This window comes from Pseudocitrobacter sp. 2023LY-00077 (genome assembly GCF_055796175.1).
Genome location: NZ_JBSPEI010000017.1, coordinates 16,230 through 34,979 on the forward strand (window position 1 = coordinate 16,230; position 18,750 = coordinate 34,979).

The 18,750-nt window shown below is 54.0% G+C and carries 14 protein-coding genes and 1 pseudogene; 3 read left to right on the plus strand and 12 right to left on the minus strand.

The window, feature by feature from the left end; translation table 11 throughout:
• Positions 1-17 precede the first annotated feature (17 nt).
• From tssA to tssB, 12 genes are read right to left on the minus strand one after another with little or no spacing between them, the layout of a single operon-like run.
• The gene (tssA, locus tag ACWWFX_RS19695) at positions 18-1,460 is read right to left on the minus strand and encodes a type VI secretion system protein TssA (protein WP_473224561.1); all 1,443 of its coding nucleotides are present in this window, start codon (positions 1,458-1,460) and stop codon (positions 18-20) included.
• Between the two features lies 1 nt (position 1,461).
• Complete coding sequence (gene vasI, locus ACWWFX_RS19700; RefSeq protein ID WP_473224562.1) at positions 1,462-2,166, minus strand: type VI secretion system-associated protein VasI; 705 nt, start codon at positions 2,164-2,166, stop codon at positions 1,462-1,464.
• Positions 2,163-4,832, minus strand: a complete 2,670-nt coding sequence (gene tssH, locus ACWWFX_RS19705; RefSeq protein WP_473224563.1) for a type VI secretion system ATPase TssH — start codon at positions 4,830-4,832, stop codon at positions 2,163-2,165. Before tssH ends, vasI begins: the two co-directional genes overlap by 4 nt.
• A gap of 9 nt (positions 4,833-4,841) precedes the next feature.
• Positions 4,842-5,615 (minus strand): type IVB secretion system protein IcmH/DotU, encoded by a 774-nt coding sequence (gene icmH, locus ACWWFX_RS19710; RefSeq protein WP_473224564.1) that lies wholly within the window; start codon positions 5,613-5,615, stop codon positions 4,842-4,844.
• Positions 5,616-5,619: 4 nt separating this feature from the next.
• Entirely contained in the window at positions 5,620-6,966 is a 1,347-nt protein-coding gene (gene tssK / locus ACWWFX_RS19715; protein ID WP_473224565.1) for a type VI secretion system baseplate subunit TssK, read from the minus strand.
• A 2-nt stretch (positions 6,967-6,968) separates the two neighbouring features.
• Complete coding sequence (gene tssJ, locus ACWWFX_RS19720; protein ID WP_473224566.1) at positions 6,969-7,493, minus strand: type VI secretion system lipoprotein TssJ; 525 nt, start codon at positions 7,491-7,493, stop codon at positions 6,969-6,971.
• The gene (tagH, locus tag ACWWFX_RS19725; protein WP_473224567.1) at positions 7,490-8,770 is read right to left on the minus strand and encodes a type VI secretion system-associated FHA domain protein TagH; all 1,281 of its coding nucleotides are present in this window, start codon (positions 8,768-8,770) and stop codon (positions 7,490-7,492) included. Before tagH ends, tssJ begins: the two co-directional genes overlap by 4 nt.
• Before the next feature lie 16 nt (positions 8,771-8,786).
• On the minus strand, positions 8,787-9,836 hold the full coding sequence (gene tssG / locus ACWWFX_RS19730) for a type VI secretion system baseplate subunit TssG (protein WP_473224568.1): 1,050 nt from the start codon (positions 9,834-9,836) through the stop codon (positions 8,787-8,789).
• Positions 9,800-11,641 carry a type VI secretion system baseplate subunit TssF gene (gene tssF / locus ACWWFX_RS19735; protein WP_473224569.1) on the minus strand — a complete coding sequence of 614 codons (1,842 nt, stop codon included), beginning with the start codon at positions 11,639-11,641 and terminating at the stop codon, positions 9,800-9,802. Before tssF ends, tssG begins: the two co-directional genes overlap by 37 nt.
• 5 nt (positions 11,642-11,646) lie before the next feature.
• Entirely contained in the window at positions 11,647-12,072 is a 426-nt protein-coding gene (gene tssE / locus ACWWFX_RS19740; protein ID WP_473224570.1) for a type VI secretion system baseplate subunit TssE, read from the minus strand.
• A gap of 4 nt (positions 12,073-12,076) precedes the next feature.
• On the minus strand, positions 12,077-13,561 hold the full coding sequence (gene tssC, locus ACWWFX_RS19745) for a type VI secretion system contractile sheath large subunit (RefSeq protein WP_473224571.1): 1,485 nt from the start codon (positions 13,559-13,561) through the stop codon (positions 12,077-12,079).
• Positions 13,562-13,582: 21 nt separating this feature from the next.
• Positions 13,583-14,086, minus strand: coding sequence for a type VI secretion system contractile sheath small subunit (gene tssB / locus ACWWFX_RS19750; RefSeq protein WP_473224572.1), 504 nt, complete (start codon positions 14,084-14,086; stop codon positions 13,583-13,585).
• A gap of 696 nt (positions 14,087-14,782) precedes the next feature.
• Here tssB and ACWWFX_RS19755 point away from each other — a divergent pair.
• From ACWWFX_RS19755 to ACWWFX_RS19765, 3 genes and pseudogenes are all read left to right on the plus strand, one after another.
• Positions 14,783-15,301: an Hcp family type VI secretion system effector gene (locus ACWWFX_RS19755; RefSeq protein WP_473224573.1), complete on the plus strand. Its 519-nt coding sequence runs from the start codon at positions 14,783-14,785 to the stop codon at positions 15,299-15,301.
• Between the two features lie 200 nt (positions 15,302-15,501).
• A pseudogene (locus tag ACWWFX_RS19760) lies at positions 15,502-17,466 on the plus strand (type VI secretion system Vgr family protein).
• Between the two features lie 18 nt (positions 17,467-17,484).
• Positions 17,485-18,744 carry a hypothetical protein gene (locus ACWWFX_RS19765; protein WP_473224574.1) on the plus strand — a complete coding sequence of 420 codons (1,260 nt, stop codon included), beginning with the start codon at positions 17,485-17,487 and terminating at the stop codon, positions 18,742-18,744.
• Positions 18,745-18,750: the final 6 nt, after the last annotated feature.

Genomic DNA, 18,750 nt, shown 5'->3' on the forward strand with positions numbered 1-18,750 from the left:
TAACTCCTTGTTATCTTTTACTGTTCTGCCGTGAGTTTTTGTTCCAGTGCTTTCAGCAGGGAAGGCTCCCATTCGGATAGCATCATGTGTAAGCCTGTTCTGAGGAGCATCCGGTACTGCTGTTGTGCAAGCTGAACCATACCGGCCTCTTCCAGTAACTGCGCGCCGAAAAACTGGCGGTGAAACTGGTGGCGGGGATCACCTTCGGGCAGGTTTTCCAGGTACCGCAGCGCGGCTTCCAGCCCGTTTTCATCGAAGCACGCCCTGGCTGCCTGTAATTCTTCATCGGTCTGTACAACCGGGGGGGGGTGGTTGGCAGAGCCGGATGATGCCAGCCACTGTTTCGTCTGTTCGGAAACAAACGGAGTGCGGTCGTTAAACAGCAGGTTGAGCAGCATAGGAAGGCGGGCCAGAAAATCGGTAACTTCATCACGGATAGCATCCGCCACCTGTTTATAACCGAGGCGCAGCGCGGTCTGTGCTGAGAGGTAATGGCCGTCCAGCCAGTACGGGGCCAGCAGCAGGCTTTTTTCCACCTGCTGCCACAGCGCCATGTCGGCATTGTTCAGCCGCGCCAGATAATCATCCATCATATCGGCAGGGAAGGCTGCCAGAGGCGTCCGGCCATCGCTTTCTGCCTGCGGAGAGCTGGTGATGGTCTGCCACAGCGCATGGCGGCGCAGTCGGTATCCTTGCGGTGACTCCGGCTGGCGCTCACAGAGAATGGCGGCCACCTTCAGCAAGGTGTCGCGCCATGCTTTATCGTCGTGGCTGTCAACGGTGACCTGCGGGATTGGAGTGGCCGCAACAGAAGGCTGAGCGGCAACCGTGTGCGGTGACATATCCGGCACAGAGCTGGTCGTGGCCTGCGGCGCAATGGCGGCGGTTCTTGCCGATGATGGCATTTCAGGCGCTACATCACGAAACGCGCGCTGAAACAGGGCAAATAAATCGTCTGTCGCCTTAGCCAGCTCCGGCGCGTTGTGCGCCTGCCAGCACTGTGCCAGTTTTGCCAGCTCTCCCAGCAAAGCATCGCGCTGTGTTGTCGCAGCATTCCCGGCAAAGTCCTGAACGGCAGACTCAAAGCGTTTTATCACCTGGGCGGCAAAGCGCTTTTTGTGGGTCATGTTCTGCGGCGCGGCACATGTCCAGTAGTGCTCGGTATATTGTGCCAGCATTCTGGAGGCCAGCAGAATATCCCCGGCATGTTGCAGGGTACGCAGCAGGTGGGCCAGCAGGCGAAAATCTTTGGTTTCTGAGGCCAGAAGCATCAGGCCCCGGCGCTGAAGTTCCGGGATATCAAGCTGGCTGTGCGCCAGCGAGCCGAGCTTGACGATTTCGCTGTCGATAAACTCCCAGTCTGCATTGCCATCATCAAGCGCGGCGGACAGCTTATCTTCCGGCAGATTTTCCAGCAGGTGTGCAAGCCATACATCGGGATTACGTAAATCCATTGCCATATTATTCTCCCGCCCAGTGGCATGCGTCGCGTAGTGGCGCTATAACCCGTGCCAGCCCGTCAATGTTAAAGGTCAGCCTTCCGGCGGCGTTGTCTGCGCCGGTATCCACCGTCAGCGTTTTGGCGTCAAATAACTGCTTAATTTCATCAATCCCGGACAGCCCCCGGCTGGATTCCAGTAGGGTGCCGTTCTCGCGTACAAACCAGCGGCTGCGCAATGCCCGGCTGTCGGCATTCAGCGTGACGGCAATATCATGCGTATCCAGCGGGTGCATTAGCGCCACCTGCATGCGGGTGATATTGTCCACACAGCTGAACATCAGCACCGGGCGCGGCGGAACATGGCCGATAGCCGGGGTGGTGATCACCACTGTCGGGCGTTCCCCCGGCATCTGCGTCACCAGCAGCTCCGTGGTGTTGCCCTGGCGGCGTTTTTCCTGCTCCGTGGCGCGGGTCCAGGCTTCACCCACGAAGCTGGCTTTGACCAGCGCGGCGTTGCCAAAGCCGGGTTGTTCCGGCGCAAGAATGCGGTCATAACAGTCAAGCCGCTCCAGCGCAGCAGACTCCCGCCGACAGGACTGCATGGACTGTAACGTGGCTGTCATACCGTCCATTGACGAAGTATCTGCGGGCGCGGCACCAACTGGCAGGCCTGCCACCAGGCCCACTATTAGCCATCCTGTCTGCCGGAAAACGCGCATCCTCATAAAACGGTTTCATCCTCTGTCTGCGATGTCACGGCATCATCGGGCTGCGCATCTTCCACGTCTGCCGTGAACGCGCCGTCTGTTGCCGACAGACGAATCCGGGCAATCGCGGTGTTTGCCGCCATTTTCTGCAACAGCAGCAGCGAGAGCGGCGGCAACATGTCGCCATCGATGACCGATTCCAGCATCCTTGCGCCATTTTCCGCACGGGTGACACGGCTCATGATTTCGTCCGTCACTTCCGGTTCAATGACCACTTCTGCACCAAAGCGGCTGCGCAGCACGTTATCCAGACGGGCCAGTTTCCCGGCTATAATGGTGGCGAGCGTCTCGTTCGACAGCGGTAGGTACGGCACCACTTCCATACGCGCCAGCAGGGCAGGTTTAAAGAAGTCCGCCAGCACCGGATAGAGGGCTTCCTGCATGGTTTCCGGGTCATCGGCGTGCTCGACAATCACCTGGTAGCCGAGGTTAGACGTCAGGAAGAAGACGATATTTTTGCAGTCAATCAGGCGGCCTTCGCCGTCCGCCATCTCGCCCTTGTCGAATGCCTGGTAGAACAGGTTGAGCACATCCGGGTGTGCTTTCTCCACTTCATCGAGCAGCACCACCGAGTACGGTTTCTGGCGGATCGCTTCAGTCAGTACGCCGCCTTCACCGTAGCCGACATAACCCGGAGGGGAGCCAATCAGCCGCGAAACGGTGTGTTTCTCCTGGAACTCAGACATATTGATGGTGGTCAGGTACTGGCGACCGCCGTAGAGCAGTTCCGCCAGTTGCAGGACGGTTTCGGTTTTACCCACACCGCTGGGACCAGCGAGCAGGAACGCCCCGAGCGGGCGTCCCGGACGGCGCAGGTCGGCGCGTGCGGTCAGCAGATGCTTATGCAGGTTGGCAATCGCCAGGTCCTGGCCCTTGATGGTGTCGCCCAGCCATTTCGGCAGGTCGGTGATAACAGACATTTCATTCTGCGACAGGCGGTTGAGCGGTACACCGGTCCATTCGGCAATTACCGCCGCAATCTGTTTTTTATCGACGTGCGGAGAGACCAGTAGCTGGTCGTTATGCAGGGTGTCCAGTTCGGCGGTGAGCTGCGCCAGTCGCTGTGCCGGGGAAACGGGTTCAGTGATTTCTTCCACCGCAGCATCAGTGTTTTCTGCTTGATCCAGCAATGCCTGGCGCAGCGCGATAATTTCCTGTACCAGCGTCTGCTGTTGCTGCCAGGCCGCTTCCAGTTCGTCCAGCGCCGACAGCGTTTCATCATACTGCTCCAACACCTCAGTCATCCGTGAGGTGTCGGTACGCAGCCCGATGCGAAGTTCGCGCTCAAGCTGGCGAATTTCCGCCTCCTGCTGGTGGTTCATGGTGGTCAGCGCCGAGATTTGCTTCGGTGGCGATGAAAGGTTGATGGCCACGCGGGCGCAGGCGGTGTCCAGTACATCAATCGCTTTGTCCGGCAACTGACGTCCGGAGAGATAACGCTCGCTCAGTGTTGCTGCGGCTTGTAAGGCCTCATCGTCAATCAGCACACCGTGAGATTGTTCATAAACCGAAGAGAGGCCGCGCAGAATAATCGTCGCTTCGGCAGCGTTAGGTTCGCTGACCTTCACTAGCTGGAAACGGCGCGATAAGGCAGCGTCTTTTTCGAAGTATTTTTTGTACTCGCTCCAGGTGGTGGCGGCGATGGTTTTCAGTTCGCCACGCGCCAGCGCCGGTTTGAGCAGGTTGGAGATATCCAGCCCGCCCTGCTGGTTGCCCGCGCCAATCAAGGTGTGCGCTTCGTCAATAAACAGAATGACCGGCACCGGGGACGATATGACTTCCGCCATCAGCCCCTTGAAGCGTTTTTCAAACTCACCTTTCACCGACGCACCGGCCTGCAATGCGCCCAGGTCAAGGGTCATAATATCGGTGTTTTTCAGCTTGTCCGGCACCTGGCCTGCCACGATGCGCAGCGCCAGCCCTTCAATCAGCGCGCTTTTACCCACGCCTGCTTCGCCAACCACCACCGGATTGTTTTTACGACGGCGGCAGAGAATGTCGATCATCAGGTCGATTTCGTGGTCACGGCACAGCACCGGGTCGAGTTTTCCGTTACGGGCGTCTTCGGTCATGTTTTTGGCGTAACGGGCTAGCCCGCTATCGCCGGTTTCTGTTGCGCGGGGCGCTTGCCCGGCAACCAGATCCACAGATTCGGCGGATTCTTTTGTCCATGCGGCGAAATCCTGCTGTAACTGGTCGCGGTTTATGGCCGTCAGCAGACGGGCGGCGGCGGGTGGAATGTAGCGCAGCGGTGAATGCAGCAGGGTAAGCAGCAGGACGCCACCGCGCAGTTCGCTTTGCTGCATCTGGGCTGAGGCCAGTAGCCATGACTCCTTGAGCCATTCGACCAGCATCGGGGAGAAGCTGGGATAGCCTTCGGCCGAACGTTCTCCCGGGTAGCTCTCCATGGTCAGCGCCTGGCGTAAATCCTCCGTACTGATGCCTGCGTGTTCGGCAATTACCCTTAAGTCGCTGCGCGGGATAGCCAGCATCTGCAACAGCACATGGGCAACGGTGATCTCACTGGCCTGCTGGCTCATACACTCCGAGGCAGCCATTTCCAGCGCCTGTTTTGCGAAGGGGTTAAGCCGCTTTACCAGCGTGGCTAAATCAATCTGGATCATAAGATGTCCTTATCGGAGTAATTTATTGAGCTGATGCAGAATATCTTGCGTCTGGCTGTCCAGACGCAGCAGATAAAACAGATAAAAAACGACCAGCACGACAAGACCGCCGCACAGTACATGCCTGATGGTCAGCCTCCGGATTAACTGATAACGCCCGCTCTGTATGTTGTTCTTCTGGTGGAGTAGCGGAAATGGCGCGTCGCCGCGCAGTTTGTGCAGGGCATGGTGCAGGCGCTGGTAGATCCGCTCAAATTCATCCTGTTGCTGAATGGCCACCTTGTAGCGCCCGCGAAAGCCGAGCGAAAAGCAGAGGTATAAAAACTCCAGCAGATCCTGGTAACGTACCGGCTCGCGGATCAGGCGTTCGAGCAGGATAAACACTTTCTCACCGCCCCAGGCTTCGTTATGGAAATGAACCAGCAGCGACTGTTTAATCCATTCGTTTTTATTGGACCAACCGTTGCCTAGCGCCGCTTCGTCTATAAACGTGCAGAGAATGTAGCGGAACGAAACAATGACGCCCGGCTCGTAACCCTGCTCCTGGAGTAGTTGCTCCACAGCCTGGACATCGGTTACCACCTGGGCAAACAGGTGTTCCGGCATGGCCTGGCTGTTCATGGTGGACAGACGCATCACCATACCGAGTAGCGGCGTGGCGGCGTCAATCATTGGATTCAGACTATTGCCGCGAAGCGAAAGGCGGTACTGGCGTCCTGGGGTTCCGCTCTCCGGCTCCACGGGAAAAACTGACGCTTCACTCACATCGCTGATATCGCTCATTCAGTTATCCCCTTATCGCCCAAAGCTGGAGGTTCAGATCGGGGAAGGTGCCGGAGATATGCAGCGCCAGCGCGCCCGCTTTTATTACGTCCTGCCAGGCCGGGGTGCTTTTTTCCAGTTCGAAATAGACATAACCCTCATGATAGGGTAGCTGACGCGGCGCGGCGGTAAGCGTGTGCAGCGGAATACCCGGTACTTGAACGCTGACCACGCTGCGGATTTTGTCGGTAGCCGCCACTTTTGACTGCTGGATAAACTGACGCTGCACCTGGTCGTAGGGCATCCTGGCGCGCACCGCCAGTACCAGCTTGCAGGATTGCAACAGCGTGGGATCGCTGATGGTGGCTATCCATGTCCCCTCCGAGAAGAACAGTGGCAAGTTCTGCGCACGCGGCACCAGCACGGTATTCAGCGCGCGCCGCAGTTCAGGGAGCACGATTCTGGTGAAGGTCGCGGTAAGATCCCGGTGGTTATACGGCTCCACGGTGCAGGGCAGGCGATTACCTTCGGTGAAGGTCATCAGTTCTCCCAGCAGCTCCACCAGATCCCGGTAGAAGGCTTCCGGATGCAACGTGTGCAACTGTGAACTGTGCGTGAACCGCATTTGATGGCGGTTAAGCATCTGCAACATCATAAATTCGGCCACATCAGCAATCCCACTCTGCTCAGGCGAACCGATGCGTCCGGCCAGATCGGCGGAGCGGGTGGCAAGCAGCCCCTGTACCTCGCTGGAGAATGCCCCAAGCAACCCGCTGACGCGGACGGCCTGGATGGTGGGAATAAAGGTGTTGTCCAACACCAGCGCGCCGGTGGCATTTTTATTGAGGATACGGCACAGGGGGAGGGTCACCATCGCGCTGAGATCATCTGCGCCGCTGACTATCCTGGGGAGCAACTGCCCCAGACCGACCGGCTGTTCGTCGCCTTCGTCGGTGTGAAAATCACGGACGCGGGCATGGGTGAGGCGATAACGTTCCGTACCCTGACCGGCGCTATGCAACCCCTGGATTTCATTGATCACGTCGCTTATCACCGGCAGCGCCAGATAAATATTGTGGCTCTCTTTCGATGAAAGAGTTCCCGGCAGGAAAGGCTCTGGCAACAGATCCTGGTCTGGAATACTAAACACGGTGCCGTCAGGCATACAGCCCGCCGCACGATCAATCATGATTTTGCCCTGGGCGAGCAGTTCGGTATTGATGGAGAGTTCCGTAAAACCCCAGAAAAAATCACCCAGTGCATCCAGACGACGGGTCAGCAGATACTCGAAATGGCGCTGCTGTTGCTGAAAATGCTGCGGCAGAGCAAACAGCCCTTCCTGCCAGATCACCTTGTTTTTCATTGTTGCCATCGTCAGTTTTCCTCTTTTTTCATCTCAATCGCACTGGCGCGGATATGCACGAGCAGGCGATAGTGGTGCCCGATGCTTTCCACCGGCTCAATTTGTTTCCATTCTGTGGTCTGGTCGTCTGAAAAATAGACAATGACGCCGATATAGCCGGTCTTTTCATCCAGCTTGATCGGTGGCAGCGTTTTTACAGTGTCCGGCAACAGGTTGAAGTCCTGGTGATCGATATAGTTTTTTCCCAGCACGTCCGGCAACGCGGTGGTGGCAACCTGGTCGTAATCGGCTGCCTGGAATTTGGAATCGTCGCTCAGATAAACCAACTGAACATCCACCGGCGCGGCTTCACCGTCAGCCGTCAGATTGCTGTCCGGCTCGGTCAGCAGCGTGACGGTCAGCTCGGTTGACTGATCCATCAGCTTTCCGACCTGAATATCCGGATTGCGGATCACCTGGCTGATTTTTTTCGCTGTTTCACAGCCAGTTAACACAACGCTCATCAGAACGCAGGCCAGAAACGCTTTGCCGTTCATGCTTCCGGCTCCCGCTGTTTTTCGCGCAGCACCCGGTCATAGACCTGGGCATAGACTTCATTGAACAGCATTTCGAATCCCTGCTGTCGGCTGGAGGCCAGCTCATCGTAATAGTTGCTGTACATCTGCCATGCCCAGGCGTCGTCCATTTTCTGGCGTAGCTCATGGCTGCGGCGGTACTGCGCAAAGCGGCGCATCAGGTTGCCCGGCGAGAAGGCGTCCAGCATGACGCGCAACGCTTCCACAATTGCTGCCCGGTTGGCCTCGTCATGATGTCGGATGTTGCGCAGGCTTTCGCCGATGGCCGCGGGTGCTGCGAGATGTACCGGGCTTTTCCCTTCCGCGAACATGACGTTCAGCGCGGTGTCATAGTCCATATCAAGGCGCAACGGGTTGTCTTCCAGTGGACGCAAATGCTTATCTGACAGGCTGTTCTGTTGCTGTTGCAGACTCAGCAATCCCTTAATGGCAGCCTGCAACGCTCGTCCAGCTTCTTCGAGAAACTCATCCGCATCCTGAGAATCGTGCAGCGTCAGCGGGCACTCCATACCGCGCAGCAGCGGGGTCACGGCCAGGTGGTACTGCGCCATGGCAGAAAATTCATCGCCGTCCTCATAACGGGTATTGCCGGGCGGCAGATCCATAAATGGCGTATTGATCCCGTTTGCACCTGTTAGATCGGAGGCGGGGGCGACGGGCCGGGAAACGCGTGGTGCGATCGGATCATCTGCCACCATCAGGCTTTCCGTCTGTAGTGCCTGGAGAGGATCGCTGGAAAAACCGTGCGCCACCGTGGCGGCAAGCTGATGCTGGAACGGCATTCCCGGATACGCCGGTTGTCCCTCGGTGGTCAGCAGGGTGTCCGCCAGACTGTCGCGGTTCATCACAATCGTTTCCGGGGTTGCCATCCGCTCGTCGTAGGCGACCGCCGCGCCGTCATGCAGAAACGCTTTCAGCGCCAGTGTGCCGAGCTGAATCTCATCGCCCTGGCGCAGGCGGATCAGCGAATCGGAAGAGACCGGGGCCTGATTAATCATCAGTCCCGGCGTCAGGCACCGCAGGCAATAGGCTCCGTCGTGCCGAATAACGCTACAGGCACGTGCAGCTATGCCTCCCGCACGATCCTGTACCTGCCAGTGACATTCAGGTGTATGACCAATATCGCCGCCGTTTTCGCTGAACAGGCATTTTGCGGCGCGTCCGCTTTCCAGTTCGTTGCCATTCATCACCTGCAAAGTCAGTGAGGCCTGGCGGGATTGCTGTTTTTCCTCAGCCATAAGTGGTTCCATAGAGTTATTCCCTGATTCGGATGGTGATGGCGGGCGGGACTTTCGGCTGACCAATAAAACTGGTTCTGCCGAGGCGGGAACTGGCAGGATCGCCAAGGCGCATCCCTTTAGCCTGCTGTGGTGCCAGGCACAGCCGTAAATCCCAGGCAAACTGGTCGCGCAGAATAAAGGAAAGGAACATAGTCAGCGGCAGGTGATTTTCGCCATCGGGTAAAAATGAGAGATAACGCTCCAGCGACAGACCGCCAATCTGCAACAGGAATTTTCCGCTGCGATCCGGCACCCGCGCGCCAAGGGTAAAATTAACGCCGAGTATGGAGCGTCCCGGAACATGTCCTGCCGTTTTTCCTTTTGGATTACGTACGCCCAGTCGGTTCTGGTGTGCCAGATCAATGGCGACTTTACGCAGTTGCCAGCGTTCAATGGTGACATCTGGCAAATCAAAGCAGTGCGACACCAGATTACAGATAACCTCCGGCGCGCGGCCTGGTGTCGCCAGAATTCCGGCGTAGGCCAGCATTTTGCTGTGGTTGATGGCAAGCCTGTCACGCACGCTCTGGTTGCCCAGCCCGACCAGTGCATACATGCGTTGTGAAAAGGTGTCAGTACCGCCGTTACGAAAGCAAATGTAATAGCGGTATTTGCGCCAGGCATGGTAGGCAAACTGCGTCCAGCGGTGGCTGAACAGATCGAGAAATTCTTTCAGGCCGTCTTCGTTCTGTGCGGACTCCTGCGCCATCTGATCCAGATAATAGCCCGGAAGCGGCGACTGGCTGCCGGAAAAACCCAGGAACCGGGTTTGCAGTACATACTGTCCGTTCTGGCTACGGGAAAGCGCACTCAGGTCCGTACCAGGAAAACCGATACTGGCGTCGGAGCTGAAACGCACAATCTCCCGGGCAGGCTCGGTACGCAGGGAAATGTCCTGGCCCGGAGTGCTATTACGACGATACATAGCCTCCATTAGCACGTAGAAATTGCAGTTGCGCACATCCGCCGGTAACGGCGGTTTCGCCGCTATATCAGGGCGTGCTGGCCCATTTTCTCCTGCCATTCCCAGGCCTCCTGACTTTCCGTGTTGATAATTTTCAGACAGTGGTACGAATTGATGCTGGCGTAGAGGGCAAAAAAGTGCGATAGCACGGTACCCAGCAGATAAATTTCGCCTTCGCAGATAAACGGATCGGGACGTATCCACAGCGTGGTCGCCAGACCGCGAACCGGTACACCTTTAAACAGTCTGTCAACAGGTTTGGTTTCGAGTTTTTCTATGGCATCCAGCTTCTGACGTGACAGTCTGGCCCGCTGCGGATGGTGGGCGCCTGGCAGGTCGAAGGTCCGCAGGATCTGGATCAGCGTCTCCCTGTCCAGCAGGGAGAGGTAGTTCAGGTTCATCGCGGAAATCAGCGACCAGTGCATATCACCGTCCGTGACCGGCCATAGCGGCTGTGTTGGGCGAGTGACATTATGAAATGAGGCCACTGCCGGATTTTTGTTAACGGCCACGCAGATATCACCGGTATGCAGCCGGGCCGGGATCATACGGTTGGTACAGATTAATGATGTGGTAATCACATCATCGTTAAATAGTGAGTTGTCCGGTACGCTGCCGTCCGCATGGACAAAGGCGATAAAATGTTCAAGCCCGTGGTGAAACAGGGACGTTTTAGTCCGGTGGTGCCAGTAGACGACTTCACGCTGGCGGCTGTATTCCATCTGATGCTGGAAACTTTCAAATTCGGGCCAGATACGCGCCTGGCTGCGTGGGCTGGAATCAATACCAGACACTTTGATTTTACTGGTGACGGTGCTTATCTGAAAAATGTCATAGGCGTCGGGGTGCTGATGACTGGCGCGCAGCGGATATTCCGCCATCCGCCCATCCGGCCTGACGGGTTCCGCATAATGCGTAAACAGATTAATTGCTGGCGTACAATGCAGACGCAGCGAGTCCTGGCGTAGTTTGATGTCGACAGGTAACGGGCGGTTAAAGTGCAGGCGCAACGTAAACGCGCTCACCGGGAAATCGTCCGGTAGCGGCGCAACATCACGCAGATGAAAAAAGAAGAAGGCTTCGGGATAGCAAAAATACTCCTGAAGCACGCGGTAGCCGCTGTGAACATTTTTCGGCCACGGCAGCAGGGCATCTCGATTGTCAAATCCAGCAGCCTCCAGCCACAGATCCGGCAGTGGCTGGTGGCGCTCTCCGGCAATCAGCTCCGCATCCATCAGGCATTCGCAAAACCACAGATAAAGCTGATGTCGGGTATAATCGTCTTCATTACCCAACCAGAATGTGATTTTGTTCAGGTCAAGCATGGCAGGGGAGACATTGTTATCTGCGGTGAAACTGATATCGATAATGCCTTCTTTCAGACTGCTGGCGTTGCGGGTGTCGAGAATACGCAGCGGTTGCAGCCAGATATCACGCGCCAGCGTGAAATGGCAGGCGACGGAAGAGGCCGTTGCATCATTATTGTCAGCAAGTATTTTCTGAGTAGCCAGGGAGGACTTTTCTGATCGGCTTCTGATCAGTTCATTACGGCAGACCTGAACAGGGACTTTTAACTGATCGGTTTTGGGTTCATAGGCAATAACCGTCATGGCCGGAACCGGGCGTAAATAGTTTGCCCACAGCATGCGGATCAGCCCATGTGTGAATTCGGGAAACTCGTCCTCAAGTTTCTGACGCAGGCTACCGGACATAAAAGCAAAGGCTTCCATCAGACGTTCCACGTCCGGATCACCCTCTTTCTCGGCCAGAAAATGGGCCAGATGTGGTTTTTCCTGCGCCAGCAGTTTGCCAAGCTGGCGCAGATAATCCAGTTCTTCGCGGTAGTAACGTTCTTCAAAAGCCACAGAGCTCACTCCACACAATAGCGTTGATGGTTGTCCAGTAAAATGTCAAATTCAAACACTCCCCTGGTTTCGCTGACATCGACCGTAGCCACAATATGAAAACGCAGTTCCACAGGGGCGTATTCATCCGGTGCCGCAGCGGTAACAACAACATCAGTAATACGTGGTTCGTAATGTAAAATGCATTGGCTAATGGAATTACGGATTACTCGTCTGAAATCGCTGGAGGCCAGCGATTCATCATTTAAATCGGTAATCCCCAGCTCCGGTGATCCATAGCAACTACCGAAGCGGGTATTCAGGACCTGTCGCAAATTACGTCTGATGGAGCGTATCAGTGCTTCTTTGGGGTTCTGGTATGAAGGCGAATTTGCCTCATCACGGATACGTTCAAAAAGACTGCCGGTTGGTCCTGAATCCCTCCTCTGCATCGGATTATTCCTTATCCAGTCGTCCAACCAGACTCAGGTCGAAACTGGCACCCATGTATTTAAAATGCGGTCTGACAGAAATCGCGACCTGATACCAGCCTGGCTCACCTTCCACATCCAGTACTTCGATCCTCGCCTGACGTAATGGCCGGTGGCTACGGACTTCGGCAGGCGGATTTTCCTGGTCTGCCACGTACTGGCGTATCCAGGCGTTAAGCTCGCGCTCCAGGTCACCGCGTTCTTTCCACGCACCAATCTGCTCGCGCTGAATCACTTTAATGTAGTGAGCTAAACGGCTGACCACGAATAGATACGGCAACTGAGTACCGAGTTTATAGTTGGTTTCGGCTGTCTTACCTTCGGGCGTTTTAGGGAACATTTTCGGTTTCTGCACCGAGTTGGCCGAGAAAAAGCATGCATTATCAGACCCTTTACGCATGGTCAGTGTGATAAAGCCCTCTTCCGCCAGTTCATACTCTCTCCGGTCAGTTATCAACACTTCAGTCGGAATTTTTGCCTGCATTTGCCCCATGGATTCGTACAGATGAACCGGCAGGTCTTTGACTGCGCCGCCGCTGGATGGACCAATAATATTTGGGCACCAGCGATACTTCGCAAAACTTTCTGCCAGGTTGGCGGCCAGTAAAAACGCGGTATTTCCCCACAAATAAGATTCGTGACTCTGGCTGACGTCTTCATGATAACGGAAGGTTTTGACAGGATTCTCATCCGGCGAATAAGGGTGGCGTAGCAGGAACCGGGGTGCGGTCAGGCCCAGGTAACGGGAATCTTCCGATTCACGCAGGGCGCGCCAGCGGGAGTAGGCCGGGCCTTCAAAGATGGCGCCCGGTTCTTTGATCCCCGGTAACTCTGCCCATGAGTCCAGACCGAAAAATTCTGATGATACTGATGACAGGAACGGGCTGTGCGCCATCGCGCTGACCTGGCTGATATATTTCAACAGCTTCATATCCGGCGTGGTGTTCTTAAAGGCAAAGTTGCCGATTACCGCCGCGATTGGCTCACCACCAAATTGTCCGTAACCACTTGAATATACATGCTTATAATACGCGGATTGCGTGATTTCAGGTGCAAATTCAAAATCATCCAGCAATTCTTCCTGAGTGACATTCAGGAAATGGACTTTGATGTTTTCCCGTGTATCGGTGCGCTCAACCAGCAGCTTCAGCGAGCGTAACAGGGATTCCAGTTCCTGAAACTCCGGGGCATGAATAATGGCGTCCATCTGCCTACCTGTGCGGGCATCAATATCAGCAATCATGGCGTCCACGGCCAGGATATTAATGGGGTTGGCGCTACTGTCGCCTTGTAACATTGCGGCAATAAAGGCGCTCACTCCCTGGCGGGTGATATCGTAGCTTTCTGATTTGGGCTGGACGCGGGTTTGCGCCATGATTTCATCAAGCAGGGATGAGGTGGCAGCTGTCTGCGACGCACTGATAGGAGCAATTTCTTCCTGTACTGACATACTGAAATCCTTTAGTGAAAATTATTTCTGAACGGCGATGCCCAGTTCCTGGATCAGCTGCTCGCGTGTGTCTTCGTTTTCCAACAGAGCCTGAAGCTGTGCACGGAAGGCAGGTATGTTGCCCAATGGGGATTTGAGTGCGACCAGCGCTTCACGCAGTTCCAGTAGTCGTTTTATTTCTGGTACCTGGTTGGCAATATTGTCCGGAGAAAGATCGTTCATTGATTTAACTTTTAGGCTGACTTTTAAACATTCATTGGGTTTATCATTAAGTTCAGCCGGAACATTAAATTCGCGTTCAATATCTGCTTCTGCAATCACTGCGTTTAGGTTATATCGGTTGACAGCAATAGTTATACGCTCATCAAGAGGAGTGTCATCTTGTTTCCCCTTCAGATTTCCGGTGATAAGAAGATTTAACGGTAGTTCTACGTCAGTAGCCACTCCGTCAATTTTCGGCGTATATCGGACACTTATTCTTTCTTTCGGTGCGACGCTTCCGCCATCGGTGTTCATTTTGCTCATAAAAATGTTCTCACTCAGGCCATGAGTACAGCATGTTCGTACTGCAAAAACACGAAATTGCCGTTCCAGTGGTGGTTGATTGGTTTTTTGAATCAATTGGCATTCCGGATTCTACCTGCAAAAATAAATATTAAAAGAACTTTTTATATATTTAAAAGAGCGGTATTCTTTCTTTCTAAATACACGAATGAAACATAATTGCGAATTATATAATGAGTTTAATAAATATATTTATTGTATTGATAAAAAAATAGCTCATTGATTTTTATGTGTTTATTTAATTTATTTTTATGTGCCTGATGTATGGGTTGTTGGGTTTGTTATATGATTTTAATAATGAATCTCTTGGTTTTCTGAGACGTGTCTTGCTGGGTTTCTGTAATAACGGGAAATGGAGTTATATAATATTTATTCTTGATACAGCTGCGACCTTAATCTTTATATAGATAGGTATTTGGATGATTTTTATTCTCTCTGCGGATATGTTTATTATTTATGAAAGTGAATCAAATTATTAATTTTTAATATGTCTAAGTATTGCAATGGTGAGTTCCTGCTTCGCGGAGAATTATGGTTTGTCCTTAATCAGGATAAATGATGTGACTCATAGAGAGCTGCATCACATATCAACCTGTCGTGGATTGTGATGGGTTGTTCAAAAAAACAGTAGTCGATAATTTCACAAGGAGTTTATAAATGCCAACCCCATGTTACATTTCAATAACGGGACAAACCCAGGGGAACATTACTGCCGGGGCTTTCACCGCTGATTCTGTCGGCAATATCTACGTTCAGGGGCATGAAGACGAAATGCTGGTGCAGGAGTTTCTGCACAACGTTACTGTCCCAACCGATCCTCAGTCCGGCCAGCCTTCCGGCCAACGCGCTCATAAACCGTTCATTTTCACCGTGGCACTGAACAAAGCCGTCCCGCTGCTGTACAACGCGCTGGCTTCCGGTGAAATGCTGCCAAAAGTGGAACTGCACTGGTGGCGTACCTCTGTTGAAGGCAAACAGGAACATTATTTCACCACCCGCCTGACTGATTCCACCATAGTGGATATGAAGCTGCACATGCCTCACTGCCAGGACCCAGCACAGCGTGAGTTTACGCAGTTACTCGCAGTATCACTGGCATACCGTAAGGTTGAGTGGGAGCACATCAAATCCGGTACTTCTGGCGCCGATGACTGGCGTGCACCGTTGGAAGCATAAACCAAAATCAACAACATCCTGCCTTCGTGCAGGATGTTGTTTTTGTACGTCTAAAAAATGAGTTTCAGTAAGGAGTTACGCTTTCATGAGGGAGATGGCGGATGCCGGAAACCCGGGCGGTAGCGTACCCGAAGACGAGCGTAACACAGTACTGACATTCTCTAACTATTGTGAGTCGGTTAATCAATCAGGGAGGCATTATGTCCTTAAAAGGTCTTCGCTTTACGCTGGAGGTTGACGGCCAGGAGCCGGACACCTTTGCAGTGGTGAGCTTCCGGTTAATCCAGAACCCGTCTTATCCGTTTGTACTGAATGTGGATGTCGCCAGCGACTCTTTTATGCAGACAGCAGAGATGCTGCTGGAGAAGAAGGCGACGCTGACCATCTGGCAGGGCCCGGAATCACTGCGTTATGTCACCGGCGTGGTGGCGGGTTTTGGTATGCAGGAGAACAACGGCTGGCAGATGCGTTATCACCTGCGTATCGAGCCGCCATTATGGCGGTGCGGGCTGCGGCAGAACTTCCGTATCTTCCAGCAGCAGGATATCCGGACGATATCGGCCACGTTACTGAACGAGAACGGCGTTACGGAATGGACGCCGCTGTTTTATGAAGACCATCCGGCGCGGGAGTTTTGTGTCCAGTACGGTGAAAGCGACCTGGCGTTTTTGTCCCGGTTATGGGCGGAGGAGGGGATTTTCTTCTTTGAGCGGTTTGCAGCGGGCGGTCCGGAGCAGAAGCTGACGCTGTGTGACGATGTGGCGGGGCTGTCGCAGGCGGGAGCGTTTCCGTTTAATCCGAACACATCGGCAGGGGCGGAGACGGAGTGTATCAGTATGTTCCGTTATGAAGCTCATGTGCGCCCGTCGTCGGTGCAGAGCCTGGATTACACGTTTAAGGTGCCGGACTGGCCGGGGATATACGAACAGCAGGGTGAGAGCCTGAACGGACAGCACGCGCAGTACGAGATATTTGATTATCCGGGAAGGTTCAAGGATGAACAGCACGGAAAGGATTTCACGCTGTATCAGATGGACAGCCTGCGCAGTGATGCGGAAAAGGCCACAGGTCTGAGTAATTCGCCGAAGCTGTGGCCGGGAACGCGGTTTACGCTGACGGGACATCCGCAGAAGATGCTGAACCGTGAATGGCAGGTGGTCAGGAGTGTGCTCTCAGGAGACCAGCCGTAGGCGCTGCACGGCAGCCAGGGAAAGGGAACCACGCTGGGAAATCAGCTAGAGGTGATACCGGCGGACCGGACCTGGCGCCCACGGCTGCAAAGCAAACCGAAGGTGGACGGGCCGCAGAGTGCGATAGTGACGGGGCCTGCGGGAGAGGAAATCTTCTGCGACGAATACGGTCGTGTGCGGGTGCGGTTTCACTGGGACCGTTATCACGGGGAGACGGAGGAGAGTTCGTGCTGGATACGGGTGTCGCAGGCGTGGGCGGGAGCGGGTTTTGGCAATCTGGCGATACCGCGGGTGGGTCAGGAGGTGATTGTTGATTTTCTGAACGGGGACCCGGACCAGCCGATAATCATGGGGCGGACATACCATGAATTCAACCACTCACCGGGTGACCTGCCAGGAACGAAGACGCAGATGACCATTCGTTCGAAGACGTATAAGGGCGGTGGTTTTAACGAGCTGCGATTCGAGGACGCGACGGATAATGAACAGGTCTATATCCACGCGCAGAAGAACATGGACACGAAGGTGCTTAACGACCGGACAACGGACGTGAAGCATGACCATACGGAAACCATCGGTAACGACCAGAAGATAACGGTGGGACTGGGTCAGACGGTGACGGTGGGTAAGGAAAATGCCGGGGGGCATGATCAGACGGTAACGGTGGCGCATGACCAGAGTATGAGCGTTGGGAATGATCAGACGTTGAATGTGACCAATGACCGCAAAAAGGATGTGGGTAATAACCAGGACAGTAAGGTGGTCGGCGATGATACAGAAGCAGTGGAGAAATCCCAGAATATTACGGTAGGGAAGGATTACACCCTGACGGTAACTGACAGCCTGACCATTAAAGTAGGGGAATGTGTACTGAAAATGAACAAGGACGGCACGATCATGTTGAACGGTGTGAAGATTCAGTTTAAGGCAGACGACAGCATTAAGGGTGTTGCCAGTACGGTTCACTTTAACTGATATCACAGAGGCCGTTCTATGTTAGCACGAACAGTACACCACCTGATTGTTGAACAATACACCGATATGCTGGCTCAGGATTATCGTCTGCGTAATGTATTGCTGTCATCCTACCACCATGATTTTAGCAGTTTGTTGCAGTTTGACAGACGAATGCAGGCATATCTGGAGGGGATGTTGTACCTGAAAGAGGAAACAGCAGAGTATCTTCGGGGGCAGTTACAGGAGTTATTATCTCCGGGGGAAGTGTTTTCTGTCGCGCTTTTTGCGGCAAATGCGAACGATGAATTTCTTCTGTCGGGATGTCTGGGGCTTGTGCAGGGAATACCGCGTCTCTTGCCAGCGCTACTGACTGTCGTTGGCTGGATGGACGTAAATTCAGCCTTATGGCCGTTGGTGATGTCACATCCGGGCTGTCGGGCTTTTGCTGCTGTGATGAGGGCGGATATATCTGGCCCGATAACGTTTACTCAGCAGGAAATTATTACACTGTTTGAAAACAGGCAATGTGTGGATTTTCTTCTCTGGTTTCTCGGTAAAAGTCATTCATCGTTGCTTGAACCCGCTTTGGCGCGAGTCTTTGATTCAGGTCAGGACGATCTTATCTTGCAGGGATGCCGTGCGGTTTTGTGTCTGCGCCCGCAGGCGGGTGAGTATACCGACGTTACCAGAGAACAGTTATTACGGCTTGTTCACAGTAACAGAGAGGATGTTCGTACGCTGGCGGTTAAATATCTTTTGGCTTACTCCGTTTGCGAGCCTCGGGCGCTCATCAACACGCTCTCTGAAAAAAAGAGTGACACCCGTTTATTAATTCAGGCTATGGGCTGGTCTGGTCTTACAGACTGTATTCCTCCCTTAACAGATTATTTTGATGAGCCAGAGTATGCGAGGCTGAGCCTGTTGTCAGTTGTGGCAATTACAGGTTCTCTGCCTGAACGGGATGGCTGGCAAATTAAGAAAGAGGATGAAACTTCCAGTACCGTGGATTCTGATTCAGCAGGTATACCAGAAGATGAGCCAGAGCAGGGCGTTAGCTGGCCGGACAGAGCAGCATTTCAACGCTGGTGGATGGTGAATCAGGGGACTCTGAACTCCGGGCTGCCCGGTCTTTGTGGGAAGCCAGTAACAACAAAAGGGCTAGCCGCTGTTATTGCAAATGGCTTACTGAACTTACGCTCTCTGGCTGTCATGCGATCCGGACGCTTTTCTGAACTATCTGCCCTGCCTGCGATAAACCAATATGAGATTTTCAATATGCAATCTGAAAACAGATGAGGGAAC